Annotated in this window: 22 protein-coding genes; 7 read left to right on the top strand and 15 right to left on the bottom strand. The window is 75.5% G+C overall.

Going from position 1 to position 25,020, the window contains the following annotated elements:
• Positions 1 to 16: 16 nt before the first annotated feature.
• From OG618_RS28165 to OG618_RS28155, 3 genes are all read right to left on the bottom strand, one after another.
• Positions 17 to 763, bottom strand: coding sequence for a hypothetical protein (locus OG618_RS28165; protein WP_329490344.1), 747 nt, complete (start codon positions 761 to 763; stop codon positions 17 to 19).
• Between the two features lie 89 nt (positions 764 to 852).
• On the bottom strand, positions 853 to 1,449 hold the full coding sequence (locus tag OG618_RS28160) for a PadR family transcriptional regulator (protein ID WP_329490343.1): 597 nt from the start codon (positions 1,447 to 1,449) through the stop codon (positions 853 to 855).
• 37 nt (positions 1,450 to 1,486) lie between these two features.
• The gene (locus OG618_RS28155; RefSeq protein WP_329490342.1) at positions 1,487 to 3,535 is read right to left on the bottom strand and encodes an NADPH-dependent 2,4-dienoyl-CoA reductase; all 2,049 of its coding nucleotides are present in this window, start codon (positions 3,533 to 3,535) and stop codon (positions 1,487 to 1,489) included.
• Positions 3,536 to 3,782: 247 nt separating this feature from the next.
• Between OG618_RS28155 and OG618_RS28150 the strand changes: the two genes are divergently transcribed.
• Positions 3,783 to 5,063 carry an FAD-dependent monooxygenase gene (locus OG618_RS28150; RefSeq protein WP_329490341.1) on the top strand — a complete coding sequence of 427 codons (1,281 nt, stop codon included), beginning with the start codon at positions 3,783 to 3,785 and terminating at the stop codon, positions 5,061 to 5,063.
• 60 nt (positions 5,064 to 5,123) lie between these two features.
• Here OG618_RS28150 and OG618_RS28145 read toward each other — a convergent pair whose 3' ends face one another.
• Positions 5,124 to 5,699, bottom strand: a complete 576-nt coding sequence (locus OG618_RS28145; protein WP_329490340.1) for a TerD family protein — start codon at positions 5,697 to 5,699, stop codon at positions 5,124 to 5,126.
• 165 nt (positions 5,700 to 5,864) lie between these two features.
• Positions 5,865 to 6,794: a LysR family transcriptional regulator gene (locus OG618_RS28140; RefSeq protein ID WP_329490339.1), complete on the bottom strand. Its 930-nt coding sequence runs from the start codon at positions 6,792 to 6,794 to the stop codon at positions 5,865 to 5,867.
• Between the two features lie 103 nt (positions 6,795 to 6,897).
• Here OG618_RS28140 and OG618_RS28135 point away from each other — a divergent pair, with 103 nt between their 5' ends.
• Together OG618_RS28135 and OG618_RS28130 are read left to right on the top strand one after the other, a co-directional pair.
• On the top strand, positions 6,898 to 7,665 hold the full coding sequence (locus OG618_RS28135; RefSeq protein WP_329490338.1) for an SDR family oxidoreductase: 768 nt from the start codon (positions 6,898 to 6,900) through the stop codon (positions 7,663 to 7,665).
• 121 nt (positions 7,666 to 7,786) lie between these two features.
• Positions 7,787 to 8,080 carry a hypothetical protein gene (locus OG618_RS28130; RefSeq protein WP_329490337.1) on the top strand — a complete coding sequence of 98 codons (294 nt, stop codon included), beginning with the start codon at positions 7,787 to 7,789 and terminating at the stop codon, positions 8,078 to 8,080.
• A gap of 153 nt (positions 8,081 to 8,233) precedes the next feature.
• On the opposite strand, the gene OG618_RS28125 is transcribed toward OG618_RS28130, so the two are convergent.
• Both OG618_RS28125 and OG618_RS28120 read right to left on the bottom strand, forming a co-directional pair.
• Positions 8,234 to 9,790 (bottom strand): glycerol-3-phosphate dehydrogenase/oxidase, encoded by a 1,557-nt coding sequence (locus OG618_RS28125; RefSeq protein WP_329490336.1) that lies wholly within the window; start codon positions 9,788 to 9,790, stop codon positions 8,234 to 8,236.
• A gap of 135 nt (positions 9,791 to 9,925) precedes the next feature.
• A complete protein-coding gene (locus tag OG618_RS28120; RefSeq protein WP_329490335.1) occupies positions 9,926 to 10,651 on the bottom strand; it encodes a TetR/AcrR family transcriptional regulator in 726 nt (241 codons plus the stop codon).
• Between the two features lie 20 nt (positions 10,652 to 10,671).
• Here OG618_RS28120 and OG618_RS28115 point away from each other — a divergent pair, with 20 nt between their 5' ends.
• Both OG618_RS28115 and OG618_RS28110 read left to right on the top strand, forming a co-directional pair.
• Positions 10,672 to 12,294: an FAD-binding oxidoreductase gene (locus OG618_RS28115; RefSeq protein ID WP_329490334.1), complete on the top strand. Its 1,623-nt coding sequence runs from the start codon at positions 10,672 to 10,674 to the stop codon at positions 12,292 to 12,294.
• Positions 12,291 to 13,205, top strand: coding sequence for a diacylglycerol kinase (locus OG618_RS28110; protein WP_329490333.1), 915 nt, complete (start codon positions 12,291 to 12,293; stop codon positions 13,203 to 13,205). The genes OG618_RS28115 and OG618_RS28110 overlap by 4 nt, the downstream gene beginning before the upstream one ends.
• Before the next feature lie 236 nt (positions 13,206 to 13,441).
• On the opposite strand, the gene OG618_RS28105 is transcribed toward OG618_RS28110, so the two are convergent.
• Together OG618_RS28105 and OG618_RS28100 are read right to left on the bottom strand one after the other, a co-directional pair.
• The gene (locus OG618_RS28105) at positions 13,442 to 13,726 is read right to left on the bottom strand and encodes a hypothetical protein (RefSeq protein ID WP_329490332.1); all 285 of its coding nucleotides are present in this window, start codon (positions 13,724 to 13,726) and stop codon (positions 13,442 to 13,444) included.
• A 135-nt stretch (positions 13,727 to 13,861) separates the two neighbouring features.
• Positions 13,862 to 14,785: a DUF6891 domain-containing protein gene (locus OG618_RS28100; RefSeq protein ID WP_329490331.1), complete on the bottom strand. Its 924-nt coding sequence runs from the start codon at positions 14,783 to 14,785 to the stop codon at positions 13,862 to 13,864.
• A 166-nt stretch (positions 14,786 to 14,951) separates the two neighbouring features.
• Between OG618_RS28100 and OG618_RS28095 the strand changes: the two genes are divergently transcribed.
• Positions 14,952 to 15,164: a hypothetical protein gene (locus OG618_RS28095; RefSeq protein ID WP_329490330.1), complete on the top strand. Its 213-nt coding sequence runs from the start codon at positions 14,952 to 14,954 to the stop codon at positions 15,162 to 15,164.
• Between the two features lie 61 nt (positions 15,165 to 15,225).
• On the opposite strand, the gene OG618_RS28090 is transcribed toward OG618_RS28095, so the two are convergent.
• The gene (locus tag OG618_RS28090; protein WP_329490329.1) at positions 15,226 to 16,803 is read right to left on the bottom strand and encodes a hypothetical protein; all 1,578 of its coding nucleotides are present in this window, start codon (positions 16,801 to 16,803) and stop codon (positions 15,226 to 15,228) included.
• 568 nt (positions 16,804 to 17,371) lie between these two features.
• Here OG618_RS28090 and OG618_RS28085 point away from each other — a divergent pair.
• On the top strand, positions 17,372 to 17,527 hold the full coding sequence (locus tag OG618_RS28085) for a hypothetical protein (RefSeq protein WP_329490328.1): 156 nt from the start codon (positions 17,372 to 17,374) through the stop codon (positions 17,525 to 17,527).
• A gap of 31 nt (positions 17,528 to 17,558) precedes the next feature.
• Here the strand turns inward: OG618_RS28085 and OG618_RS28080 are convergent, their stop codons facing one another.
• From OG618_RS28080 to OG618_RS28060, 5 genes are all read right to left on the bottom strand, one after another.
• Entirely contained in the window at positions 17,559 to 18,920 is a 1,362-nt protein-coding gene (locus OG618_RS28080) for a DUF2252 domain-containing protein (RefSeq protein WP_329490327.1), read from the bottom strand.
• Positions 18,921 to 19,085: 165 nt separating this feature from the next.
• Positions 19,086 to 20,681: a multicopper oxidase family protein gene (locus tag OG618_RS28075; protein ID WP_329490326.1), complete on the bottom strand. Its 1,596-nt coding sequence runs from the start codon at positions 20,679 to 20,681 to the stop codon at positions 19,086 to 19,088.
• Positions 20,678 to 21,160, bottom strand: coding sequence for a hypothetical protein (locus tag OG618_RS28070; protein ID WP_329490325.1), 483 nt, complete (start codon positions 21,158 to 21,160; stop codon positions 20,678 to 20,680). Before OG618_RS28070 ends, OG618_RS28075 begins: the two co-directional genes overlap by 4 nt.
• A gap of 449 nt (positions 21,161 to 21,609) precedes the next feature.
• Positions 21,610 to 24,168: an FtsX-like permease family protein gene (locus OG618_RS28065; protein WP_329490324.1), complete on the bottom strand. Its 2,559-nt coding sequence runs from the start codon at positions 24,166 to 24,168 to the stop codon at positions 21,610 to 21,612.
• Positions 24,165 to 24,959, bottom strand: coding sequence for an ABC transporter ATP-binding protein (locus OG618_RS28060; RefSeq protein WP_329490323.1), 795 nt, complete (start codon positions 24,957 to 24,959; stop codon positions 24,165 to 24,167). Before OG618_RS28060 ends, OG618_RS28065 begins: the two co-directional genes overlap by 4 nt.
• Between the last annotated feature and the right edge of the window lie 61 nt (positions 24,960 to 25,020).

Below are 25,020 nucleotides of genomic sequence, written 5' to 3'. Positions count from 1 at the left end.
GGCGTTGTCGAGGGGGTCAGACGGAGGCGGGTGGGGCGGTGGCGGTGCCGGCGGCGGTGCCGAGGGTGCGTTCGGCCTTGGCGACGGCGGCGCGGTAGTAGAGGGAGGCGAGTTGGGAGGAGGGGTCGTCGCGCTGGTAGAAGCCGTAGGAGAGCGCGACGGTGCCGAAGCGTTCGACCGCGAGGTAGCCGCTGAGCGGGACGCCGGCGAGGGTGCCGTCGAGACGGACGGCGGGGGCGTCCTTGCGGTCGCCCAGGGTGACGGGGGTGACGGTGAAGGTCACGGAGGCGTCGGTCCCGTCGTTGAAGGTGAGGCTGTGGCATTCGGTGAACGCGTCGGACACCACGGTGAGGTCGCTGGTGAGTTGGGTGGCGTCCTCGGCGGTGAGCGACTCGGTCAGCATCGGGTTGCCGTCGGGGCCGTCGAACTCGATCTCCTGGTGCGGCAGTTGAGAGGACGGCCCGGATTCGTTCCCGTTCAGCAGGGCCCGGAGCGCGTCGCAGCCGGCGACCGGGGAGGCGCCGCCCGCCGCCGTCGGGCTGTCGGCGACCGGGACTTCGGAGAAGTTCGGGCCGAGTTCGGTGTTGCTCAGCAGGGCCGCCTTCAGCTGGTCGGCCGTGGGGAGCTGGCCGGCCGGCGCGGCCGCCCGGATCGTCACGGCCGACGGGGCCGCGGAGCCGGTGGCGATACCGGCCGCCCCGAAGGTGAGCACGGTGACCACGGCTGCGGCGGTGAGGGCGAGGAGAGGCCTCGGGTGAGACATACGGCCCCCGATCGGGAGTCGGGCAGGGACAGGCACTCAGTGTCCCACCGGGCCTGCGGCCGCGCCCGCCCACGCGGCATCGTCGCAGGTCAGGCCGTAGGGAGGCCAGGACGGGACGGGTCTGCGGGCAGGGCGGCCCGGGTCTCGGTGAGCCACTCCACCCAGAAGGACTCCAGCCCGATTCCGGCCCGCAGTACGGCGTGCCGCAGCCGGTCCCCGTCGGCTGGCTCGTCGCCCTCGGCGGGCCGGCCACCCTCCGCCGCCCGGCCCGACGGGAAGTCCCGCCGCTCGATCTCCCGGTAGTCGGCCAACTGCGCACGGTGCAGCGCGAGGTGGCGGGCCAGCTCGGCGTCGAGCCCGGCCGTGCCGACCACCGCCGCCGCGCGCAGCCGCAGCAACAGCGGCTCGCGGACGGCCTTCGGGTCGTCCCCGCCGGCCGTCCACCGTTCGAGCTCGGCGCGGCCGGCGGGCAGGACGTCGTACTCCTTCTTCTGCCCCCGCGCCGGACCGTCCTGCGGGAGCGCCCGGATCAGCCCGGCCGTCTCCAGCCGGCCGAGCTCCCGGTAGATCTGCTGGTGGGTGGCGGACCAGAAGAACCCGATCGACCTGTCGAACCGCCGGGTCAGCTCCAGCCCCGAGGACGGCTTCTCCAGCAGGGCGGTCAGGATGGCGTGCGGCAGGGACATGCCCCGATCCTAGATCCCACCGGAGCACCCGCCCCCGTCAGATCGTGGCGGCCAGTTCGGTGCCCTGCTTCACGGCGCGCTTGGCGTCGAGTTCGGCGGCCACGTCGGCGCCGCCGATCAGGTGGGGGGTGATGCCGAGCTCGCGCAGGGCGGCGTCCAGGTCGCGGCGGGGTTCCTGGCCGGTGCAGAGGACGACGGTGTCCACGGGCAGGAGCTGCCGTTCGCCGTCCACGACGAAGTGCAGGCCGGCGTCGTCGATCAGCTCGTAGCTCGCGCCGGCGACCATGGTGACGCCGCGGTGCTTGAGCTCGGTGCGGTGGATCCAGCCGGTGGTCTTGCCGAGGCCGGCGCCGACCTTGGTGGCCTTGCGCTGCATCAGGTGGACGCTGCGCGGGGGGCGGGGCGGCTCGGGGCGGGTGAGGCCGCCGCGCTCGCGGTACTCCGGGTCGATGCCCCACTTGCGGTGGAACACCGGCGGGTTGAGGCTGGCGGCGTCGCCCTGGTCGGTGAGGTACTCGGCGACGTCGAAGCCGATGCCGCCCGCGCCGAGGACGGCGACCCGCTCGCCGACGGGCGCGCCGTCGCGCAGCACGTCCAGGTAGCCGACGACGCTGGGGTGGTCGATGCCCGGGAGGTCGGCCGGGGTTCGCGGGGTGACGCCGGTGGCGAGGACGATCTCGTCGAAGCCCTCGGCGGCGAGCTGCTCCGCGTCGACCAGTGCGCCGAGACGCAGCTCGACCGCCAACTCGGCCAGCCGGGTGCGGTAGTAGCGCAGCGTCTCGTCGAACTCCTCCTTGCCGGGGATCCGCCGGGCCACGTTCAGCTGCCCGCCGACGGTGTCGGCGGCGTCGAACAGGATGACGGCGTGGCCGCGTTCGGCGGCGGAGACGGCGAAGGCGAGCCCGGCCGGGCCGGCGCCGACGACGCCGATCCGCTTGCGCCGCTTGGTCGGTGCGAGGACGAGTTCGGTCTCGCGGCAGGCGCGCGGGTTGACCAGGCAGGAGGTGATCTGCCCGCTGAAGGTGTGGTCCAGGCAGGCCTGGTTGCAGCCGATGCAGGTGTTGATGGCGGCGGAGCGGTCGCCCCGCGCCTTGGCGACGAAGTCGGGGTCGGCGAGCAGCGGGCGGGCCAGCGAGACGAGGTCGGCGCAGCCGTCGGCGAGCAACTGCTCGGCGATCTCGGGGGTGTTGATGCGGTTGCTGGTGACGAGCGGGATGCCGACCGAGCCCATCACCTTCTTCGTCACCCAGGCGTAGGCGCCGCGCGGGACGGAGGTGGCGATGGTGGGGATCCGCGCCTCGTGCCAGCCGATGCCGGAGTTGATGATGGTCGCGCCGGCCGCCTCGACGGCCTGGGCGAGCCGGACGACCTCGGCGAGGGTGGAGCCGCCGGGGACGAGGTCGAGCATGGAGAGGCGGTAGACCAGGATGAAGTCGGGGCCGACCCGTTCGCGGACCCGGCGGACGATCTCGACCGGGAAGCGCATCCGGTTCTCGTAGGCGCCGCCCCACTCGTCCTCGCGGTGGTTGGTGGCGGCGGCGGTGAACTCGTTGATCAGGTAGCCCTCGGAGCCCATGATCTCGACGCCGTCGTAGCCGGCCCGCTGCGCGAGGGCGGCGCAGCGGACGAAGTCCTCGATCGTCTGCTCGACCTGCTCGGCGGTGAGGGCGTTCGGCACGTACGGGCTGATCGGGGCCTGGAGGGCGCTGGGCGCGACCAGGTCGGGGTGGTAGGCGTAGCGGCCGAAGTGCAGGATCTGCATCGCGATGAGGCCGCCGGCGGCGTGCACGGCGTCGGTGACGACGCGGTGCCGGTCGGCCTCCGCCTCGGTGGTGAGCATGGCGCCGCCGCCCCAGGGCCGGCCGGCCTCGTTGGGGGCGATGCCGCCGGTGACGATCAGGCCGACGCCGCCGCGGGCGCGCTCGGCGTAGAACGCGGCCATCCGCTCGAAGCCGTTCGGCGCCTCTTCCAGGCCGACGTGCATCGATCCCATGATCACGCGGTTGGGGAGGGTGGTGAAGCCGAGGTCGAGCGGGCTCAGCAGGTGCGGGTACGGCTTCCGGGCCCGGTGGGGGTCGGTGCTCATCGGCGTCTCCTGTGCGGCGTGCGGCGGCTCGTTGTTACCACACGGTAGGGGACGTGGAGCCGAGTATGCAACTAGTTGCATAAACGCGCCCTCCGGGGGACGACGGCCGGCCCCGCCCGGCCGCGTCCGAAATTGCCTGACCACTCGTCAGCTCGGGGCCGGATGTGCGTAGGGTTCCTCCTCGGCGGGGGTTCGGAGGAACCCCGGGACCGGTGGGGGTTCGGAGAACCCCGGGGAGGGGACGACTGTGCGAGGCGGATCGATAGCCGTGGTCGGCGGCAGCATCGCGGGGTGCGCGTTCGCGCGGGCGGCCGCCCGGGGCGGGGCGGAGCGGGTGGTCGTGCTGGAGCGCAGCCCCGGCCGGCTGGAGGACCGCGGCGTCGGCCTCTGCGTGCTGGAGGACCGCTTCGCCGAACTGGCGAGCGCCGGCCACCTCGACGACGGCATGCGGTGGCACCGGCTGACCGAACGGCACTGGCTGGCGCGCGATCCCGACGGCGGGGGCGGACCGCGCGGGCGGCTGCTCTGGGCGCAGGAGATGCCGTTCCGCTCCTACCACTGGGGCGTGCTCTGGCAGTCGCTGCGCGAACGCACCCCGGACAGTGTGGAGTTCCGGCTCGGCGAGGCCGTCCCCGCCGTCGGGAACGGCACCTCCGGTGCCGGCGCCCCGGGCACCGGCACCGACCACGCCTGGGTGACCGGCGCGGCCGGCGGGCGCGAGCCGTACGACCTGGTGATCGGCGCCGACGGGTACCGCTCCGTGGTCCGCGAGGCCGTCTGCCCCGAGGCCCGGCCCGAGTACGCGGGCTACGTCTGCTGGCGCGGCAGCTTCGACGCCCGGCTGCTGGACGGGCTGCCCGGCGGCGCGGCACTCTGGCCGGAGCACGAGGTGATCACGGTCTGCTACCCCGGCGGCCAGGTGATGCTCTACCGCATACCCGGCCTGACCCCGGGCTCCACCCAGGTCAACTTCGTCTTCTACGCGCCGACCCCGGCCTGGCTGCGGCCGGGCGACCCGACCAGCGTCCCGGCCGGCGCGCTCACCGGCGGGCAGTTCGAGGAACTGGCCGAGCTGGCCGAGCGGCACCTGCCGTCCTACTGGGCGGGGGTCGTCGCGCTCTCCCCCCGCGAGCGGACCTTCATCCAGCCGATCTACGACCTCGCGGCGCCGCGCCGGACCGCCGGGCGCCTACTGCTGGCCGGGGACGCGGCCACCGTCGTCCGCCCGCACAACACCAGCGGCGCGGTCAAGGCCGTGCAGGACGCCTGCGCCTTCGAGGACGCCTGGCGGGCGGCGGACTCCTGGGCGGAGCTGCTGCCCGCGTACGACCGCGAACGCGGCACGGTGGGGCGGGAGATGGTCGAGGTCGGCCGGCGGCTCGGGCGGGCCCAGGTGACCGGGGCGCCCGACTGGGCGGCCATGGACGAGGACGCGATGACCGCGTGGTGGCGCCAACAGGTCGCCGGTACCGGCGGGTTCGGCGGACACGCGCTCGGTCGTCCACCGACGGGGCGTCAGAACCCCTGAATGTCACCGTGTTTCACCCCCGGACCGGCGCGCCGACGGTCCGGGGGTGGCGCTGGCGTCTCAGACGTTGACGCCGTAGTCGGTGGCGATGCCGCGCAGGCCGGAGGCGTACCCCTGGCCGATGGCGCGGAACTTCCACTCGGCGCCGTTGCGGTACAGCTCGCCGAAGACCATCGCGGTCTCGGTCGAGGCGTCCTCGGAGAGGTCGTACCGGGCGATCTCCTGGCCGTTGGCCTGGTTGACGATCCGGATGAACGCGTTGCGGACCTGGCCGAAGCTCTGCAAGCGGGCGTCGGCGTCGTAGATCGACACGGGGAAGACCACCTTGGCCACCCCGGCCGGCACCGCGTCGAGGTCGACCCTGATCTGCTCGTCGTCGCCGTCGCCGCCACCGGTCAGGTTGTCGCCGCTGTGCTCGACCGAACCCTCGGGGCTGCGCAGGTTGTTGAAGAAGACGAAGTGCTGGTCCGAGACCACCTTGCCGAGCGCGTTGCAGAGCAGCGCGCTCGCGTCCAGGTCGTAGTCGGCCCCGGTGGTGGTCCGCACGTCCCAGCCCAGACCGACGATGACGGCGGTCAGGCCCGGCGCCTCCTTGGTCAGCGAGACATTGCCACCCTTGGCCAGCGAAACTCCCACGATGCCCTCCTCGATTGCTCTCCCTCCGAAAGAATCTACAACACTGTAGAGATCACGAGAATCCATCCGACCTGATGCGCCCCCATCGTGCGCCCCCGGCGGCACCCACCCGCGCGCGCCCCGGCCGCCCGACGTGCTCCGACCCTTCGCCAGCCCGCTCCACCGCTACTCACCGGGCTCCGCCGCCGCCCCCGCGAGCACCTCGGCGACGTGCGGCGGCAGCAGGCAGGCCTGCCGCGCCAGCAGATCGACGAAGGCCGCCGTCAGCGGATCCGGCCGGGTCCGGGTGTACGCCGCGAGCGGGCGCCGCACGGGCGGCTCGGGCAGGCGGACCAGGCCGTCGAAGCCCGACGGGACGAGGTTGGCGGGCACCAGGGCCGGCCCCAGCCCGGCCGCGGCCAGCAGCGGCGCGGCGGCCGTCTGCTCGGTCCGCACCGCGGCCCTCGGCCGGAACCCGGCCTCCGCGCACGCCCCGTCGAGCAGGTCGGCGAGGCCGTTGCCCGGCGCGTAGTGCACCCAGTCGCGCCCGGACAGGTCCGCCAGCCGGACCACCCGGCCCGCCGGCACCGCGTCCGGTTCGGCCGGCAGCGCCAGCACGAACTCCTCGACGCCCAGCTCCCGGATCGGCCCCTCCCAGTCCGGCGGCGGCGTACCGACCGCGACGTCGGCCTGACCGGCTGCCATCGCCGCGCGCAGCTCGTCGTTGTGGGCGTACTCGCGCAGCCGGATCCGCGCCTTCGGGTGGAGCCGGTGCCAGGCCCGCAGCACCGGCGGCAGGATGCCGAGGCTGATCGAGTAGACGGTGGCGAGTTCGAGCTCGCCACCGTCCAGACCGGCCGCGAGACGGGCCGCGGTGCGCAGGCGCTCGGCGTCGGCGAGCGCGGCGCGGGCGTGCGGGAGCACCGCCCGGCCCATCGGCGTCAACCGGACGGCACGCGGCAGGCGCTCCAGCAGCGTCCCGCCGACGGCCCGCTCCAGTGCCCGTACCTGGTGCGAGAGCGCGGGCTGGGTGACGTGCAGCAGCTCGGCGGCCCGGGTGAACGAACCGGTGTCGACGACGGTCACCAGGTATTCGAGCTGTCGGAGAGTGGCCATGCACAGAGTTTATGGCTCGGCGAAAAGACAAGCCTTGGACGCATCGGTGCAGCTCGGCGCAGGGTGGAACACGAAACCGCCCCCTTCTCCCGGAGTATCGATCATGACCGCCACCTCCCCTGCCACCGCGCCCGCCCTCGCCCCCGCCGCCCTCGAAGGGCGCCGCGTCGTGGTCGTCGGCGCCGGCTCGAACACCGGTCGCGCGCTCGCCCGCACCGCCTCCGCGGCCGGCGCCGAACTGGTCCTGGCCGGCCCCGACCCGCGCAAGCTGGAGTGGACCGCCGGCGAGCTGTCCGGCCCGTCCCGGGTCGTCCCCGTGGACCTCACCGACGAGGCGTCGATCGCCGCCCTCGCCGCCGCGACCGGCCGGTTCGACCACCTGGTCTCGACCGCCGCGATGCCCGCCAACGGCCCGCTCGCCGCACTCGAACTCGCCGACGTCCAGCGCGCGTTCGCGGCCAAGGTGGTCGGCCCGCTGCTGCTCGCGAAGCACCTGGCCGGCCAGGCCGCGACCGACGGGCCGGACGGCGCCTCGTTCACCTTCTTCTCCGGCGTCGCCGCCTGGCGCCCGGCGCCCGCCCGCACGGTGATGGCCGCCACCAACGGCGCGCTGGCCTTCCTGGTGCAGGCCCTCGCGGTCGAGATCGCCCCGGTCCGGGTCAACGCCGTCTCCCCCGGCATCGTGGACAGCGGCGCCTGGGACCGGATGGGCACCGACAAGGAGCCGTTCCTGCGCGCGGTCGCCGAGCGCAACCCCGCCCGCCGGGTCGGCAGCCCGGACGACCTGGTCCGCGCCGTCCTCTTCTCGATGGCCAGCCCGTTCGTCACCGGAACGGTCCTGCACGTCGACGGCGGCGGCCGCCTGGTCTGACCGCGACGGCCGTGGGCGGGGCCCGGTGCCCCGCCCAGGTGGCGGAGCACGCGCTCCGGCCACGCCGCGAGGTCCGGCCTAGACTGGCCGTGCGGGCCAGGACCCCCGCGCGGGAGGTGCCATGCGCCGCCGGTACAGCTTCCACCTCGACCGGGCGGGCCGGTCCGTCACCGTGAACGTCCGCTCGGGCTGGATCACCGAGACCGAACTGCTGGTGGACGGCCGGGAGTGTGCCTTCCACCGCGTCCACGGCCACGGCCTCTACCCGCTCACCCTGGCCGTCCGGCTGCCCGAAGATCCCCCGCTGCCGGTCTCGGTCCGGCTGGAACGGACCGGCTCGGCGGAGCACCCGCTCACCTGCACGGTCGACCTGGACGGCACCGTCCACCCGGTGCCGGAACGCGTCGAGCAGTGAGGCGTTCCGGCACCGGGCGTTGAAGGCCGGGCGGCGAGAGCCCGGCGGTGAGGGTCGGGCGTTCCGGCGCCCGGCGGCGAGGGCCGGGGTGTGAGGGCGGGCGTTCCGGCGCCCGGCCGCGGGGGCCCGGCGATGGGGGCCCGTGGCCGGCCGCTACCCCGCGAGGGACCGCTCCACGATCTCCTCCACCGCCGCGCGGGCCCGGGCGGCGTCCGCCGCGACCAGGCCGATCCGGGTCCGCCGGTCGAGCACGTCCCCGGCGTCCAGGGCGCCCTCGTGCGTCACCGCGTAGGCGATCTCGGCACGGGTCACGTCGATGCCCTCGGCGATCGGCTCGGCGCCGCCCGCCGCCAGGACCTCACGGGCCGCGCCGCCGTGCCGGGCGAGCAGCGATGCGGGCACGCCGCCCTCCGGCACCGGCCGGCTGTCCCGGTGCCCGGGCGCGCCGACCAGGGGCAGCCGGGCCGTCCAGCAGTCGCGGGCCGGCAGGCCGCGCAGGCGGACGGCGGTGTCCACCGCGTCCTCGGCCATCCGCCGGTAGGTGGTGAGCTTGCCGCCGACCACCGTGATCACCCCGGACGGGGACTCCAGCACCGCGTGCCGGCGGGAGATGTCCGCCGTGCTGCCGCCGCCGGTGTCGATCAGCGGCCGCAGCCCGGCGTAGGCGCCGCGCACGTCCGCCCTGGTCAACTCGGTGGCCAGGGCCGCGTTGACGGTGTCGAGGAGGAAGTCGAGCTCGGCCTCGGTCGGCTGCGGCTCGTCCGGGACCGGTCCCGGCGCGTCCTCGTCGGTCAGCCCGATCGCCACCCGGCCGAGCTGCTGCGGCAGCGCGAAGACGAACCGGCTGGTCGAGCCCGGCACCGGCACGGTGAGCGCGGCGACGGGGTGGCCGAGCGCGGCCGCGTCGACCAGCAGATGGGTGCCCCGGCTGGGCCGCAGCCGGATCGACGGGTCGACCTCGCCCGCCCAGACGCCGGTGGCGTTGACGACCGCGCCGGCGGTGACGACCAGGGACTGCCCGGTCAGGCTGTCGACCAGCCGGACCGAGCTGCCGGTGACCTCCTCCGCCCGGACCCGGGTCAGCACGGTGGCGCCGTACTGCGCGGCCGTCCGGGCCAGTGCCACCACCAGCCTTGCGTCGTCGACCAGTTGACCGTCGTGCGCGACCAGCGCACCCGCCAGGCCCACCGACCGTACGCCGGGAACCAGTTGGCGGGCCCGGGCGGCGTCCACCCGGCGCATCCGGGGCAGCACCGCCCCGGGCGTGCGCGCGCTCACCCGCAGCGCGTCGCCCGCGAGGAAACCGGCCCGGACCAGCGACGCCTGCCCGGGGCGCAGCAACCCCGGGAGCAGCGGGACGAGTTGCGGCAGCGGGCGGACCAGGTGCGGGGCGGTGCGGGTCATCAGCACGCCGCGCTCGACGGCGCTCTCCCGGGCCACGCCGATCCGCCCGGAGGCGAGGTAGCGCAGACCGCCGTGGACCAGCTTGGAACTCCACCGGCTGGTGCCGAAGGCCAGGTCGCGGGCCTCGACGAGGACGACGCGGAGCCCGCGCGCGGCCGCGTCCAGCGCGACCCCGACGCCGGTCACCCCGCCGCCGACGACCAGCAGGTCGACGGCCGGGGTGGCGGCGAGTGCGTCCAGCTCCACCTCCCGCCGGCGGGAGCTGAGTCGGGTGGTTCCGGCGAAAGGCCCGGCGTTGATCGTCATGGCGCGAGGTATCCGTTCGTCACGGCGTGCAGGGTATGTCGCGAGCGGTCAGGGGGCGTTCGACTGCGGGGCGGGCAGCCGCGAGGCAGGCGGCCGCGCGACGGGCCACCGCCCAGGCCCGAACCCCGCGAGCGGTCACGGCGCGAGGTATCCGTTCAGCGCCCGGGCCAGCTCGCGCCGCCAGGCCGCCTCCGGCAGCAGCTGCGCCACCATGCGGTGCGACTGGACGGTGGACTGGGCGATCAGCAGCACCATCGCGGCCAGCTCGACGGGCTCGCCGGCGCGGACCGAGCCGTGCGCCTGGCCTTGCTCGATGCCCCTGCGCAACGCCTCCAGCAGCCCGAGCTGGCTGGTGCCGAGCCGCTCGACGACGTACTCGAAGAGCGCGTCGGAGTCGGCCGAGCGCAGCAGGGCGGCGAGCACCGGGTGGTCGCGCAGCCGGACGGCGACCTCGACGACGCCCTCGACGAAGGCGGCGCGGTCCTCGCCCACCAGCGGGACGGTGGCCTGGGTCGCCAGGATCTCCCGGGTGAGCAGGGCCCCGATCACCGCCCGGACGTCCGGCCAGCGCCGGTAGACGGTCGGCCGGCTGACCCCGGCGCGCCGGGCGATCTCGGCCAACTGCGTCCGGCGCACGCCGAGGTGGACGATCAGCTCGGCGGCGGCGTCGAGAATGGCGTCATCGGTACTGCGCGGCTCGGCCGCACGCGGCTCGGCTCCACGCTGCGCAGGGCCGCGCGACTCCGCGCCGTGGGACTCCGCGCCGCGGGCCTCCGCGCCGCAGGCCTCCGCGCCATGGGACTCGGTGCCCACCCGGGGGCCGACCGGGCGGCCGTCGTGATCATCGTTACTACTTGACATGATGTGTGAAACTGTAACGCATGGCACCTGAGACGCAAGCGGGACCGGCCCACGCCGCGCTGCCGCTCCCCCCGATGAAGTGGGACGCCTGGGGCGACCCGGCCCTCGCCAAGGAGCTGTCGGCCGACATCAAAGCCCTGCTGGCCGCCGCCCTCGGCGTCACCGGCGACGCAGCCCCCGGGCCAGCCGCCGAGGAGGTCACCCTGCAGCCCTCGCGGCTGACCGAGGCGGACCTGAAGGCGCTGGCCGCCGTGGTCGGCGAGACCCACGTCAGCGCGGCCCCCGCGGACCGCCTCCCCCGCGCGGGCGGCAAGTCCACCCCCGACCTGCTGCGCCGCCGCAGCCGCGAGCCGCAGGACGCGCCGGACGCCGTCGTACTGCCGGGCGGCGAGGACGAGATCGCCGCCCTGCTCGCGCTCTGCGCCGAGCGCCGGATCGCCGTGGTCCCGTTCGGCGGCGGCACCAGCGTGGTCGGCGGGCTCGACCCGGAGCGCGGCGGCCTCACCGCCGTCGTCTCGCTCGACCTGCGCCGCCTCGACGGGCTGCTCGACCTGGACGCCACCTCCGGCGAGGCCGTCCTGGGCGCGGGCCTGACCGGCCCGGCGGCCGAGGCGCTGCTCGCCGAGCACGGCTTCGAACTCGGCCACTACCCGCAGAGCTTCCGCTTCGCCACCATCGGCGGCTTCGCGGCCACCCGCTCCTCCGGCCAGGACTCCGCCGGGTACGGGCGCTTCGACGAGATGGTGCGCGGCCTGCGGGTCGTCACCCCGGCGGGTGTGCTGGACCTCGGCCGCGCCCCCGCCTCCGCCGCCGGCCCCGACCTGCGTGAGCTCTTCCTCGGCTCGGAGGGCACGCTGGGCGTGATCACCGCCGTCCGCGTCCGGATCCACCCGGTGCCCGCCGTGAAGGCCTACGAGGCGTGGTCCTTCCCGGACTTCGCCACCGGCGCGGCCGCACTGCGCGCGGTCGAGCAGCAGGACACCGGTCCGACGGTGATCCGGCTCTCCGACGAGGCCGAAACCATGGTCAACCTCGCGATGACGGAGAAGATCGGCGGCGAGCCCGCCGTCACCGGCTGCCTTGCGGTCACCGTCTTCGAGGGCTCCGCCGACCAGGTCGCGACCCGTCACCGGCTCACCCGGGACGTCCTGCTCGCCGCCGGCGCCACCTCGCTCGGCGAGGCACCGGCCCGGGCCTGGGAGCACGGCCGGTTCAACGCGCCGTACCTGCGGGACTCGCTGCTGAGCGCGGGGGCGCTCTGCGAGACCCTGGAGACCGCGACCGACTGGCGACGGCTCGCCGACCTCCGCCTGGCGGTCACCACCGCGCTGACCGGCGCCCTGCCCGGCGCCCTCGTGCTCTGCCACATCTCGCACGTCTACCCGACCGGCGCCTCGCTCTACTTCACCGTCGTCGCCGCGCTCGGCGAGGAGCCGCTCGCCCGCTGGGCCGTCGCCAAGCGCGCCGCCGGGGACGCCATCCTCGCCAACGGCGGCACCATCACCCACCACCACGCCGTCGGCGCCGACCACCGGCCCTGGATGGCCGAGGAGATCGGCGAGCTGGGCGTCCGCATCCTGCGCGCGGTCAAGGCCGAGCTGGACCCGGCGGGCATCCTCAACCCCGGCAAGCTGATCCCATGACCGACCGGAGAACCATCACGCGGGTCGTTCTCCTCACCAATCCGGCCGCGGCCGCCGGCCACGCCGAGCCGGCGGCCCGCCGCGCCACCGACCGGCTGCGCGCCCTGGGCGTCGAGGTCGACGCCCGGGCGGGCTCGTCGGCCCAGGAGTCGCTCGACCTGGCCCGCGCGGCCGTCTCCGCCGGCTCCTGCGACGCCCTGGTGGTCGTCGGCGGCGACGGCATGATCAACCTCGGCCTCCAGGCCGCCGCGGGGACGGACGTCCCCCTGGGCGTCGTCCCGGCGGGCACCGGCAACGACCACGCCCGCGCGTACGGGCTGCCGCGCGGCGAGCCGGAGGCGGCGGCCGACGTCATCGCCGCCGGCCGCACCCGCACGGTGGACCTCGGCCGGATCACCTCGGCGGACGGCACGCGGCGCTGGTTCGGCTCCGTCCTCGCCAGCGGCTTCGACTCGCTGGTCAGCGACCGCACCAACCGGCTGCGCTGGCCGCACGGCAGGATGCGCTACAACCTCGCCATCCTGGTCGAGTTCGCCAACCTCCGCCCGCTCCCCTTCCGCCTCACCCTCGCCGACGGCACCGTCATCGCGCGCGACCTCACCCTCGCGGCCGTCGGCAACACCAGCAGCTACGGCGGCGGCATGCTCATCTGCCCCACCGCCGACCCCACCGACGGCCTGCTCGACATCACCCTCGTCGACGCCATGCCCCGCCACCGCATCGCCCGCTTCTTCCCCACCCTCTTCAAGGGCACCCACGTCGATCACCCGGAGGTCACCACCCACCGCACGCCCTCGCTGCGGATCGACTCCCCCGGCATCACCGCCTACGCCGACGGCGAGTTCATGGCCGCCCTGCCGGTCGACGTCGAGGCCGTCCCCGGCGCCCTGCACCTGCTCACCCCGGCCTGAAATCCGGCCTGAAATCCGGCCTGAGACCGCCCTGAAACCGGCCTGAGGTCCGGCCCGGGCTGTCCCACCCCTCTTCCGGGCAACGAACGCCCCTGCTTCGGCGGGACTCGCCGCGACGTCCGGGGCGACGAGCCGAGCGTCCCCGGCCCCCGCGCAGGATGTCGGACCGGCCGACTTCCTGTGCGGAGGTGCCGGGCGGAGGGGGCCGGGGCCTCCGGGGCCCTACCTCCCGGAAGTCACCAGCCGCGGGACCGGTCCGCCGCTGCCGCCCGCAGCCGCCTCACCTCGGCGATCAGGCGGGGGACGTCCTGGCGGGCGGCCGCGATGAAGTCGATGTCCGCGTCGAGCCTCGGGTCCTGTCCGGGCAGTCGGGCGCCCTCGACGAAGCGGCTGACGTGGATCTCGTCGTCCGGCTCCGCCTCGGGGCGGACCTGGATGAAGCTGTCGCCGCCGACGCCGTGGCGACCCTCCAGCCAGGCGGTCCACGGGCCCGGCGCCGCCGCGGCGGCGCGTCGTTCCATTGCGCTGAGGTCTCCCTCGGTCAACGGTCCGTCAGCTGTCATGCGCCGATCCTCCCGTCACCTCGCCCGGATGTCCACGTGCCGGGCCCGGGAACGGGCGTCATCCGGCCGGTCCCGAGGAACGGGTGCGCGCGGTCAGCCGACGAGCCGCCGGCGCCAGTCCAGCGGTCGCACCTCGACGGCACTGGCGGGGTCGCCGTCCCAGTCCGCCGGCAGGCCGGCCACCGCCAGGGCGGCCACCACCTCACGGCCGACGGCGGCGGTGGTCTCGGCCGAGTCGTCGAAGCCCCCGTAGTACAGCGACAGCCCGTGGCCGGCGGCGGCCGCGTCGGTGCTCTGGGAGTGGAAGTAGACGAAGCCCCGGGCGTCCGGCGAGCCCGCGCCGGCGATCTCGGCCTGCCCGCAGGAGTGGCAGCAGGTGAAGTTCTCGCGGGCCGTGATGCCGGCCGCCTCCAGTGCCGCGAAGGCACGGGTGAGCCGGTCGGCGTCCGTCTCGCCCTCCCAGCCGGCCTGCTCCTCGGCCCGCTCGCGCCACATCCGGTCGACCAGGGCCCGGGCCTGCGCGGGCGAGACCGGTCGCCGGTCACCCTTGACCAGGTAGTCCTCCGCCAGTTCGGCGAGTTCGGCCCGGGTCGCGTAACCGCCGGCCAGGCTCTGACGGAGGCGGTCCTCCAGCTGCCTGCGGTCGTCGTCGGGCAGCTCCAGCGGCGGCGCCGGCGTCTCGGGCGCCGGTGTCAGGTCGAGCCGCCGCCAGGCCAGGCCGGTATCCCAGCCGTCCGCCCGGCGGGCCCAGCCCGTCATCGCGGCGATCACCGGACCGGGGTCGTCGAGCAGCACCCGGAAATGGCGGTCGTTCGAGCCCTCGCGGTGCTCCAGGGTGTAGTCGCCACCGGCCTCGTGCCAGACCTGGACGAACACCTCGGCGGGGCCGGCAATCCGCTCCACCACCAGGAAGCGGTCGCCTGGCCCGCCGATCCGGCGCACCAGCGCGGCCAGCGCCTCGGCGGTCACCCGAAGGTGCCGCTCCCCGTTCTCCGTCTGCACCTCGATCGCCAGCATGCGGGCCACTGTCGCACAGCCCACTGACGCGTCGTCCGGGAGGTCCCTGCCGCACAGGGGACACCTGCCTCATGTGTCCGGGACTCCGGGCACCGAACCATGGACGCATGCCCCCCACGGGACGCTCTTCCTCCGACCCGGGGAAGTCGTCCGGAAAGGAAGCTCCGTGGCCATCCTCGGACAGTCCAACTGGCGGTACTGCGGCAAGTGCTTCGGCCTCTGGTTCAACGGGAACCCGACCAACGGCGTCTGCCCCGCCGGCGGTGCGCACACCTCCTCGGGCAGCTTCGACTACCTCCTGCCCGCCAACAACTTCAGCGGCGTCGCGCCCGCGGGCGCCGGGAAGGAGGCCGCGACGGAGGACGACGACGGCGCCTGACCCCTCGCACGCCGCGGACCCCGGGCCGATTCGGCCCAGGGTCCGCGGTACGGATGACGGCTCAGCCCTTCGGGGCCGGCGAGGGGAGCGCACCGGACACCAGCGGCCACTCGCGGTGGAACGGCGGCAGCGGGAGCTTGCCCTCGATGATCGGGGTGCCGAAGACCTTCAGATGGGCGAGCAGCGCGCCGTTCAGGTCGACCCCGCCCAGCAGGGCCCAGCTGCCCTGGAGTCGGGGCGCGCCGCCCGGGACGTCCACGGTGAGCGAGCCGTCGGCCCGGGCCCGCAGGTACGGGGCCACGGTGGCCTCGACGCCGACCGTGTCGTACAGGCCGACGCTCACCTCGGCGCCCAGCGCGGCCCGGGCGGCCGCCTTGCCGGTCAGCCGCACGTGGACCGGGGAGACCTTGGTGTCGGCGGCGTCGGTGGACGAGGTCCAGCCGCGCCCGCCGGCGTAGTCGGCGTGCACCGCCCAGGTACCGGTGACCTCCTGTTCGGCCTCCAGGTGGACCTGGCCGTCGGCGCTGACCTCCAGGTAGCAGGTGAGCCCGAGGTTCACCACGACCGGCAGGCCGGCCACCGTGATGACCGGGCTGGCCTGGAGCTTGGCGAAGGGCACCCGGATCGGTGCGGCGCCGGTGTCTCGGGCGAAGTCACCGGTGACCTTCCACTGGGCGTGGGCGCCCAGGTCGAAGCCGATCGACGCGGTGCGCGGACTGCCCACGCCGGCACCGTGGTAGGCGAAGTGCACGGCGGGGTGGAGCTGGAGGGAGCCGGAGGCGTCGGCGCTCAGCCCCTCCGGGAGCGGGATCGGCGCCTTGACGTCGACCTCCAGCGTGCCGGACGCGTCGGCCGTGGTGGCGCCGTTCTCCCGGCTGGCGGTCGCCTTGACGTCCTTGACCAGGGGCGTCACCTTGATCGCCTGGGGGTCGACGGCCACCTTGCCGTCCGCCTCGGCCCCGCCGAGCAGTTCGGTCAGTGTCGCGGGCCGGGTCGCCAGGGAGACCGACCCGCCGCTCGCCGAACGGACGGCCGTGACGGCGACCAGGGCGCCCTGCGGCGCGGCGGCCGTCGGCGGGCTGGCGATCAGCTGACCGGGCCGGACGGCCTCGACCGCGGCCGTCGACCCCGGCGAGGGGCTCGCGAACGGGCTCGCGGACGGGCTCGCGGAGGGGCCCGCGGACGAACCGGCGGACGGGCTCGCCGACGGACCCGCCGAGGGTGCCGACGGCCCCGCGGCCGCCAGGACCGCCGTACCGGCGGCCGGGTCGTACGCGGTGAGCTGGAGGTTCCGGGCCGCCGGGGAGACGGCCGTGCCGTCCGCACCGGGCACGCCGACGGCGGCCTGCTGCGCGCCCGGCTGCGCCGCCGCCACCGGCAGGGTGGCGGCGGCGGGACGCCCGGAGGCGGTGGGCGCGCCGGCCGGGGTGGCGGCCCGGGCCTGCGGCGAACCGGTCGGGGTGACGGCGGCGACCGGGTGGCCGGCACCGGAGGCCGAGGCGGCGACCGGGGCACCGCCGGTCGCGTCGGCCGTCGGGGAGCCCGGCTGGTCGCCCGAGGTCGGCCCGCACGCGGCGACACCGAGCAGCACCAGTGAGACGAGGGCAGGGCGGACCGCCATGCCGAGGGAACTCTTCAACAGGACTCTTTCGGAGCGGCGGACGAGGACACGACCGCCCGTGATCAGTGGAGGCAGGGAGGCGGCTCGCACGGCCGCGCCGGTCATGTTACTGACGAGGAATCATCTTGTCGAAGTCATGCACATGCCCCACCGACACCAGGACGGACCCTCAACTCACCAACTGGAGAGGCGAGTTGATGCCACAGGGACGCGCCGACCCCGACCTTCGACGGGCCTCAGTCCCCCGCCAACCCGTCGACCGGCGGGGTCCGCACCCCCGCCGACCGGGTGGCGCCCGACCCCGTCGCCCGGCCGCCTGCGCCCACTGCGGCGGCCCTCGCCCGCACCGGGCGGTGCTACGACGGCCGGCTGCCGTACCCGCCGGACCCCGCCGACTACCGGTCCGGGCTGCTGGACGTGCGGAAGGCGGCGGCCGGGGCGGGCCGTGACCCGGACGCGATCACCCCCGCCCTCTTCGTCTCGGTCCGCGTGGACGAGGACGTGGCCGCCGGCCGCCTGGCGCCCGACGCCTACGCACGGGCCGACCGGCCTGCCGCTGGAGGAGTTGGAGCGGACCCAGGCGCTCGTGACCGGCACGCCGGAGGACGTCGTGGCCGGCCTCGCCCGGTACCGGGACGCGGGTGCCCGCCATGTCGTCGTCGTCCGCCCGGGCGCGGTCGACCTCGCCGACCAGCGCGACCAACTGCGACGGCTCGCCGCACCGCTGCCCGAACTGGCGTGACAGTCCTGCCTGGAGGACGGGGCGGCCCGGGTCAGATCCCCCGCTTCGCCGTGATCACCCGGTCGTCGATCGCGGACAGCAGGGCGGCGTGGTCGGCCTCGGTCCGGTCGGCGTAACTGACGGCGAAGTCGGCGATCGCCTCCGCGAAGGTGTCCGACGAGCCCAGGTAGCCGGCGATGGCGAGCCGGTCGCCGGAGCGGGCGTGGGCGCGGGCCAGCGCGCGGCCGCAGAGGTCCGCGTAGTCCCGCAGACCGGACCTCGTCATGTCGGCGATCTCCACCGAACCCTTCATGTCCCGCAGTTGGCGCCCGTAGTAGTGGCGGCCGGCCGGGCCGGTGGTCCAGCCGAGGAAGATGTCGCTGACGGCCTGCATCAGGTGCTGGCCGACCACCACCCGGCGGCCGCCGTGGGTACCGGTCACCTCGGCGTCGACCCGGCTGCCGGCGGGCAGGTGGTCCTCCAGGACCGACCGGGTGGCCTCCTTGACCTGGAGGAAGAGCGGGTCCCGGGCGTCGCGCCCCTCCAGCAGGATGATGTAGCAGCGGGTCCCGACACTGCCGACGCCGACCACCTTGCGCGCCGCGTCGACGAACTGGAACCGGTCGAGCAGGACGCGGCGGTCCTCGCTGAGGGTGGCCCGGTAGTCGCTGAAGATCTGCCCGACGGCACCGAACTCGTTCTTCGTCAGCGGCTGGATCAGCGGCGGCTCGCTGATGATGTGGCGCTGGCCGTCCCGTTCCTCGGTGAGCTTGCCGAAGGCCTGCAGGCTGGTGCGGCGCCGGGCGTGCGCCATACCGGCCTCGACCCGCTTGCGGCGCTTGGACCTGCTGATCAGCGGGAGGAGGTCCTCGGTGTCGATCCGGGCGTACCAGACGTCGAGTTCGCCCATCGCCGCCAGCCGCCGCATCGCGGTGGCGTAGCCGAGCGCGGCGGTCAGCGCGGCGCGGCGGACGTGCGCCTCGTCGTTGCCGTTGTCGCGGGCCGCGACGGCGGCGCTCGCGGCGAGCCGTTTGACGTCCCACTCGAACGGGCCGGGGTAGGTCTCGTCGAAGTCGTTCAGGCCGAAGAGCAGCGCCCGCTCCGGCGAGGCGTACATGCCGAAGTTCGCCAGGTGGGCGTCACCGCAGAGCTGGACGGTGATGCCGGTGTCGGGGACGGCCGCGAGGTCGGCGGCCAGCACGGCGGCCGCGCCGCGCAGGAAGGCGAAGGCCGAATCGGCCATCCGGCCGTAGCGGATCGGCAGCAGCTCGGCGACCCGGTCCGCCCCCTGCCGCTCCAGCACGGCGATCGGGTCGGGCCGGTCGGCCGCGGGGATCCAGCGGCCGTGGGCCGAGCGCGAGACCCGTTCGCGGGCGGCCCGGCCGCGCCGGCGGCGTTCGGCAGGACTGGTCATGCGCGCGCTCCTCGGTCGGACGACAGGGCCGGTGCCCCTCCCGCGACGCTAGGTCAACCGCGGGGGCCCGGCACGTCGAGGCGCCGGCGGGCGGGGCGACCGCCCGCCGGCGCGCGGCCGAACGGGTGAGGGGACGGAGCGGTGGCCACCGGCCCGGCCGGCGCGCTACTCCACGACGAAGTCCGCCATCATCGCCATGTCCTCGTGCTCCAGGTTGTGGCAGTGCAGCATGTACGTCCCCGGGTAGTCCGTGAAGCGGACCAGGATCTCCACCGACTCGGCCGGCCGCAGGTCCACGGTGTCCTTCCAGCCCGCGTCGTAGCGGCCGGGTTCGGCGCCGTTGCGCGAGAGCACCTGGAAGGGGTCCAGGTGCAGGTGGACGGGGTGGTGGACGTCGGTGAAGAAGCGCCACTTCTCGACGGTGCCGAGGGCGGGCCGGGCCAGCGAACGGCCCGGCTGGTAGGGCTGGTTGTTGATCGTCCAGCCGTCGTTGCGGCTGCGGCGGAAGCCGAAGGTCCGGGTGGTCACGGCGGCGGCCGGATCGAGCCGTTCGAGGGTGCAGAGCCGCTCGGGCACGGCCGAGTCGTCGGTGACGGTCCGCGAGGACACGTCGAACACCATCACCTCGGCGTCCCGGTCGGTGCCGAACCGGTTCATCAGGCGGACCGACGTCCCCGGCGGGTAGCGGGCGAAGTCGACCACCAGGTCGAAGCGTTCGGCCGGGGCGATCTCCAGCGCGTCGTGCGCCAGCGGGGCCTCCAGCAGGCCGCCGTCGCCGCCGATCTGCACCAGCGCGTCGCCGCCGGAGGGCTGCGGATCGAGTTCGAGGCGGTAGAGGCGGGCGTTGGAGGCGTTCAGCACGCGCAGCCGGTAGCGGGCGCGGTCCACCGCGAGCCGGGGCCAGGGGGCGCCGTTGACCAGGATGACGTCGCCGAGGACGCCGTTCATGTAGTCGTCGGTGACGCCGGGGACGGCCAGCGCGGCATCGGTGGCCGGGTACTGGAAGGAGCCGTCCTCGGCGAAGGAGCGGTCGGCGAGCATCAGCGGGACGTCGCGTTCGCCGCGCGGCAGCGGCAGCGCGTCCTCCTCGTCGTCGTGGACGAGGTGGAAGCCGGCCAGGCCGCGCCAGACGGCGGGGCCGGTGAAGCCCATCCGGTGGTCGTGGTACCAGAGCGTGGCCGCGCGCTGGTGGTTCGGATAGGTGTAGGTGCGCTCGCCGTCGGCGGTCCGGGCGGCGGCCGGGTCGGCCGGGTGGTGCTCCATCCCCGGCATACCCGCCATCCCGGCCATGTCCTGGGCGCCCCGGGCACCGCCGCCCCCGACCGGCAGCAGCAGGTCGGTCGGGTAGCCGTCGCTGTCCGCCGGGGTGTGGCCGCCGTGCAGGTGGACCACCGAGGGCACCGGCAGCTCGTTGCGGTGGCGGACCACGCTCTGCCGCCCGGCCCGCACGGCGAAGGTCGGGCCGGGGAAGCTGCCGCCGTACGTCCAGGCCTCGGTCCGCAGGCCGGGCAGGATCTCCAGCCGCGCGCTCCGCTGGGTGATCTCGTAGTAGTCGGTGGTGCCGTCGGTACGGACCGGTTGCAGCACGGGCGGCACCGGGAGCGGCACCTGGAACGGGGCGGGCGGCTCCATCGCGCTGAGCAGCAGCCGGCCCGGCCGGGCCTCGGCCAGCAGTCGGGTGGCCGAGGGGAGGGCGAAGGCCCCGATCCCGCCGGTGCCGACCACGGCCGCGCCGATGCCCAGGAAGCGGCGGCGGTTCACTGGGCGACCTCCACCGGTCCGCCCGGGCGGGGCAGCCGGCCGGCGCCCTCGGGGTCGGCCGCGGCGGCGCCGGTGCGGGCCGGCAGCGGCAGCCGCCAGGCACCGACCAGGCCGGCCAGGATGCCGCCGACCAGCAGCACACCGAGCACCACGTGCACCCCGATCGCGCGGTTGTAGCCGACGGCGGTCTGCAGGGTCACCGTCGCCACCAGGAGCACCGAGAGCCACAACGGCCCGCGCGGGCCGCGCCGGTCACGGCCGGGCCGCCGGACCAGCGCCCCGGCCACGAGCTGGCAGCACGCCGCGACGAGCACCGCCCGCGCGGCGGCCTCGTGCAGCGCGAGCGACTCGTAGTGGCCGTTGAGGTAGCTGCCGGCCAGCACGGTCTGCAGGACGGCCAGCGCGGCCAGCGCGGTGGCGCTCGCCCGCAGCAGGATCAGCGGCCGACGGGGCGCGGGGGCCACGGGAGGACTGCTCATGGGTGGGCTTCTCTCTGCTCGGCCGTGAGGCGGGAACCGGTGCGGAAGGATGCGAAGGGGCTGCGGAACGACGGAGGGAACGGCTGCGGAACCGGTGCGGAACGGGTACGGGAAGCGGCCCGGCGGGCCTGGCGGAGGGGGGAACGGGAAACGCCCCCGGAGGCGGCTCGGCCCCGGACGGCGCGGCCGACACCGTAACCGACCGGGCTCCCGGATCCGTGGCGCCGAACCGGGGGCAGGTCGATCACCACCCCGTTGCGCCCGCCTGGGCCGGAGCCCTCACCCGAACGGGCGGTACGCCACCCGCGCGCACCGCCCGTCCCGCCACCCCGAGGCCACCCCGAGGCCGCCCCGAGGCCCACACCCCCACTCCCCGGCCCACCCGAACGGGCGGTGCGCCACCCTCGCGCACCGCCCGTCCCGCCGTCAGGATCCCCCAGGGGTCCGCGCTACTGTCGGCCCCCACCCGCCGCCACCGGGTGGGCCCGCAGCAGGAGTCGGGCCGGCAGGCCGGTCGAGCCGAGGCAGAGCAGCACCGCTCCGGCGGCCAGCGGCAGCGCGAGGCCGACCGGGATGTGCGGCGCCGAGCCGGTGATGCCCCGGGTGATCGGCAGCAGGGTGACCCAGGCGATCACCGCACCGACCGCCAGCCCGGTCGCGGCGACCAGCAGCGCCTCCCAGCGCATCATGCCGCGCACCTGACGGCGGGTCGTCCCGGCCAGGCGGAGCAGCGCCACCTCCCGACGGCGGTCCAGCACCGTCATCGCCAGGGTGTTGGCGGCGGTGACGGCGGCGAAGCCGCCCAGCACACCGGCCATCACGGCGTTCGCCCAGGCACCGATCTCCTGGGCCTTGTCGGCCTGGGCGACGAAGCCGGCCCGGTCGGCGACGGTGGTCGCACCGGCGCCGGAGAGGTTGCCCAGCGCGGCGGCGACGGCGGCCCGGTCGGCACCGGAGGCGTCCGCGACCAGCAGCTGGCTGTCGTAGCCGGCGGTGACGTGCTCCGCGACGGCCGCCCGGGGCATCAGCACCTGGCCGAAGCCGAGGCCGCGCTCGTAGGTGGCGACCACGGTGGGCTTGACCGGGGTGCCGTCACCGAGCCAGAGCGGGGCGCGGTCGCCGACCGTGACGCCGAGGGCGTCGGCCAGACCGGCGTCCAGGGCGACGGTGTCGGCCGAACGGGCGAGCTCGGCCAGCGAGCCGCTCTTCACCCCGAGGTCGAGCACCGCGGGGAGCTTCGCCGGGTCGCCGCTGATGCCGAGCGTGTTGGCGGTGCCGAGCATGCTGCCGTCGCGGTACACCGTGCTGGTGCGCAGCACACCGACGGCGGCGTCCACGCCGGGCACCTTGGCGGCGCGGTCGGCGCTGCCGGCGGGCAGGCCGGGGCCGGTCGAGCCGACCACGTGGTCGGCGGTGATGCCGGTGCGCACCTGCTCACCGGTGACGTGGGTGATGGTGCTCTGCATGAAGAGCAGGGTGCCGCAGAAGGCGGTGACCATGACGATCGGCGTGATCGCGGAGGCCAGCCGGCGGGCGTTGGCCCGGGTGTTGTCGACGGCGAGCGAACCGGGCGCGCCGGCCCCGGCCCGCAGCGGGAGACCGAACACCCCGGCGGCGACCCCGGCCACCCAGGGACCGAGCAGGGCGACGGCCATCAGGAAGCACATCACCACGCCCAGGGCGGTGTTGGCGGCCTTCGAGCCGTCCAGGCCGGCCGCGACGGCGGCGAGCGAGACACCCCCGGCGGCGAAGAGCAGCCCGACCACGGTCCGGACCGTGCCGGGGCGGCCGGCCTCGACCGCCGCCGCGCCGAGGGCCTGGCTGGGCCGCAGCCGGGACGGGCGGCGGGAGGCGAAGAAGCCGGCGGTCAGCGCGGCGATCGTGCAGGTCGCCACGGCGGCGAGCATCGGGATCGGGCCGACGTCCAGCGACACGGCCGCCGGGACGGCGCCGCGGTCGGCCAGCTCGCCGAACCACCAGCGGGCCAGCGCGAGGCCGGGGAGGATGCCGAGGGCGCCGGCGATCGGTGCCACCAGCACCGCCTCGGTGGCGATGGTGCGGCGGATCTGGCGCGGGGTGGCGCCGATGGCGCGCAGCAGGGCGAACTCCCGGGCCCGCTGGCCGGTCGCCAGGGCGACGGTGCTCATCACGACGAACACCGCGGTCATGGTGGCGATGCCGCCGAAGGAACCGCCGAGGGCGGTGAGCATGGTCCGGCTCTCGGCGAGCAGCGGCTGCTCGACGGCGCCGCGGGCGTCGCCGGTGAGCACCTCGGCGTCGCCGCCGACGGCCTGGCGGACCTGGGCGGCGAGGGTCTTGGCGGTGACGCCGTCGCGGGGGACGACGGCGATCGCGTCGACCCGGCCCGGGTGGCCGGAGATCCGGTCGGCGACCTGGTCGGCGAACCACGCGGTGGCGGCCGGCTGCTGCGGGCCCGCCCCCGGGGAGGCGGCGAGGCCGGAGATCCGGTAGGTGCCGGCGCCACCGGGCCCGGTCAGCGCGAGGGTGGCGCCCGGCGCGAGGTGGGCGGCGTGCGCGGTGTCGACGTCCAGCACGACCTCGCCCGCGCCGGGCGCACGGCCCTCGACCAGCTTCTCGCCCGCTCCGGCGATGCCGAGGGCGGCGATGCCCCGGCCGGTCAGACCGGGCACGCCGGGGGCGGAGCCGGCCGGGATCGGGAAGGCGGTGTCCGGCCGGGCGGCCGCGACACCGGGCTGGGCCGCGATCCGCCCGGCCAGCGCCGCGTCGACCCGGGCCCGCTCGGGGACGGGCAGGCTCTCGACGTCCTCGTCCCCGCCGGTCTTGACGGTGATCTCGACGGCCGCGTCCGGCGCGACCAGCACCGGGGCGGCGGCGTAGCGGCTCGGCGGCACGCTCGCGGTGAGGCCGGTCTGCAGCAGCGTGCCGCAGGCCGTCACGATGGCCGCGCCGAGCAGCAGGGCCAGGAAGGTGCCGACGAAGGAGGCCGGCCGGAAGCGCACCGAGGCGCGCGCGAGTCCGTTGCTCATGCCGCCGCTCCGACCGGGCGCGCCGCCAGCGTGACCATGCGGTCGGCGACGGCGTTCGGGTCCGGGTGGTACAGCTCGCCGGCGAACGCGCCGTCGGCGAGGAACACGGCGCGGTCCGCGAAGGAGGCCGCCACCGGGTCGTGGGTGACCATGACCACGGTCGCGCCCATGGTGTCCACGGCGCGGCGCAGCAGGCCGAGCACCTCGTGCGCGGTGCGGGTGTCCAGCGCGCCGGTCGGCTCGTCGGCGAAGACCACGTCCGGGTCGGTGATCAGCGCGCGGGCGATCGCCACCCGCTGCTGCTGGCCGCCGGAGAGCTGGCCGGGACGCCGGCCGGCGTGCTCGCCGAGACCGACCTGGGCGAGCAACTCCCGCGCCCGGGCACGGTCCTGGCGCTCACCGGCGAGGCGCTGCGGGAGCAGCACGTTCTGCTGGACCGTCAGCGAGGGCAGCAGGTTGAAGGACTGGAAGATGAAGCCGATCCGGCTGCGGCGCAGCTTGGTGAGCCGGTTCTCGCTCAGCCGGGTGATCTCCTCGCCGCCGAGGTAGACCTCGCCGCCGTCCGGGCGGTCCAGGCCGGCCGCGCACTGCAGGAAGGTGCTCTTGCCGGAGCCGGACGGCCCCATCACCGCGGTGAAGCTGCCCCGGTCCAGCGACAGGTCGATCCCGCGCAGGGCGTGCACGACGTCGCCGCCGCGGCCGTAGCTGCGCCGTACCGCCCGCAGCTCGATCGCTGCGTGGGCGCCGGGGCGGCCGTACGGCTCGGTCTGGGGGTGCTGGCGGCGTGCCATGGAGGGGCCTTCCTTCGGGAATCGTCGCTGGTCGTCGACGTGTTCCAGCCTAGGAAGGGCG

The organism is Kitasatospora sp. NBC_01246, assembly GCF_036226505.1.
In the GTDB taxonomy this organism is placed as follows: Bacteria; Actinomycetota; Actinomycetes; order Streptomycetales; family Streptomycetaceae; genus Kitasatospora.
Note: the sequence above shows the minus strand (reverse complement) of the source record. Positions and strands in the feature narration are given on the sequence as shown.

Excerpts from the sequence above, each read along its gene's own strand:
- OG618_RS28165 (WP_329490344.1), bottom strand. The coding sequence starts at position 763 with ATGTCTCACCCGAGGCCTCTCCTCGCCCTCACCGCCGCAGCCGTGGTC.
- OG618_RS28160 (WP_329490343.1), bottom strand. The coding sequence starts at position 1,449 with ATGTCCCTGCCGCACGCCATCCTGACCGCCCTGCTGGAGAAGCCGTCC.
- OG618_RS28155 (WP_329490342.1), bottom strand. The coding sequence starts at position 3,535 with ATGAGCACCGACCCCCACCGGGCCCGGAAGCCGTACCCGCACCTGCTG.
- OG618_RS28140 (WP_329490339.1), bottom strand. The coding sequence starts at position 6,794 with ATGGCCACTCTCCGACAGCTCGAATACCTGGTGACCGTCGTCGACACC.
- OG618_RS28135 (WP_329490338.1), top strand. The coding sequence starts at position 6,898 with ATGACCGCCACCTCCCCTGCCACCGCGCCCGCCCTCGCCCCCGCCGCC.
- OG618_RS28130 (WP_329490337.1), top strand. The coding sequence starts at position 7,787 with ATGCGCCGCCGGTACAGCTTCCACCTCGACCGGGCGGGCCGGTCCGTC.
- OG618_RS28125 (WP_329490336.1), bottom strand. The coding sequence starts at position 9,790 with ATGACGATCAACGCCGGGCCTTTCGCCGGAACCACCCGACTCAGCTCC.
- OG618_RS28120 (WP_329490335.1), bottom strand. The coding sequence starts at position 10,651 with ATGTCAAGTAGTAACGATGATCACGACGGCCGCCCGGTCGGCCCCCGG.
- OG618_RS28115 (WP_329490334.1), top strand. The coding sequence starts at position 10,672 with ATGGCACCTGAGACGCAAGCGGGACCGGCCCACGCCGCGCTGCCGCTC.
- OG618_RS28110 (WP_329490333.1), top strand. The coding sequence starts at position 12,291 with ATGACCGACCGGAGAACCATCACGCGGGTCGTTCTCCTCACCAATCCG.
- OG618_RS28105 (WP_329490332.1), bottom strand. The coding sequence starts at position 13,726 with ATGGAACGACGCGCCGCCGCGGCGGCGCCGGGCCCGTGGACCGCCTGG.
- OG618_RS28100 (WP_329490331.1), bottom strand. The coding sequence starts at position 14,785 with ATGCTGGCGATCGAGGTGCAGACGGAGAACGGGGAGCGGCACCTTCGG.
- OG618_RS28080 (WP_329490327.1), bottom strand. The coding sequence starts at position 18,920 with ATGACCAGTCCTGCCGAACGCCGCCGGCGCGGCCGGGCCGCCCGCGAA.
- OG618_RS28070 (WP_329490325.1), bottom strand. The coding sequence starts at position 21,160 with ATGAGCAGTCCTCCCGTGGCCCCCGCGCCCCGTCGGCCGCTGATCCTG.
- OG618_RS28065 (WP_329490324.1), bottom strand. The coding sequence starts at position 24,168 with ATGAGCAACGGACTCGCGCGCGCCTCGGTGCGCTTCCGGCCGGCCTCC.
- OG618_RS28060 (WP_329490323.1), bottom strand. The coding sequence starts at position 24,959 with ATGGCACGCCGCCAGCACCCCCAGACCGAGCCGTACGGCCGCCCCGGC.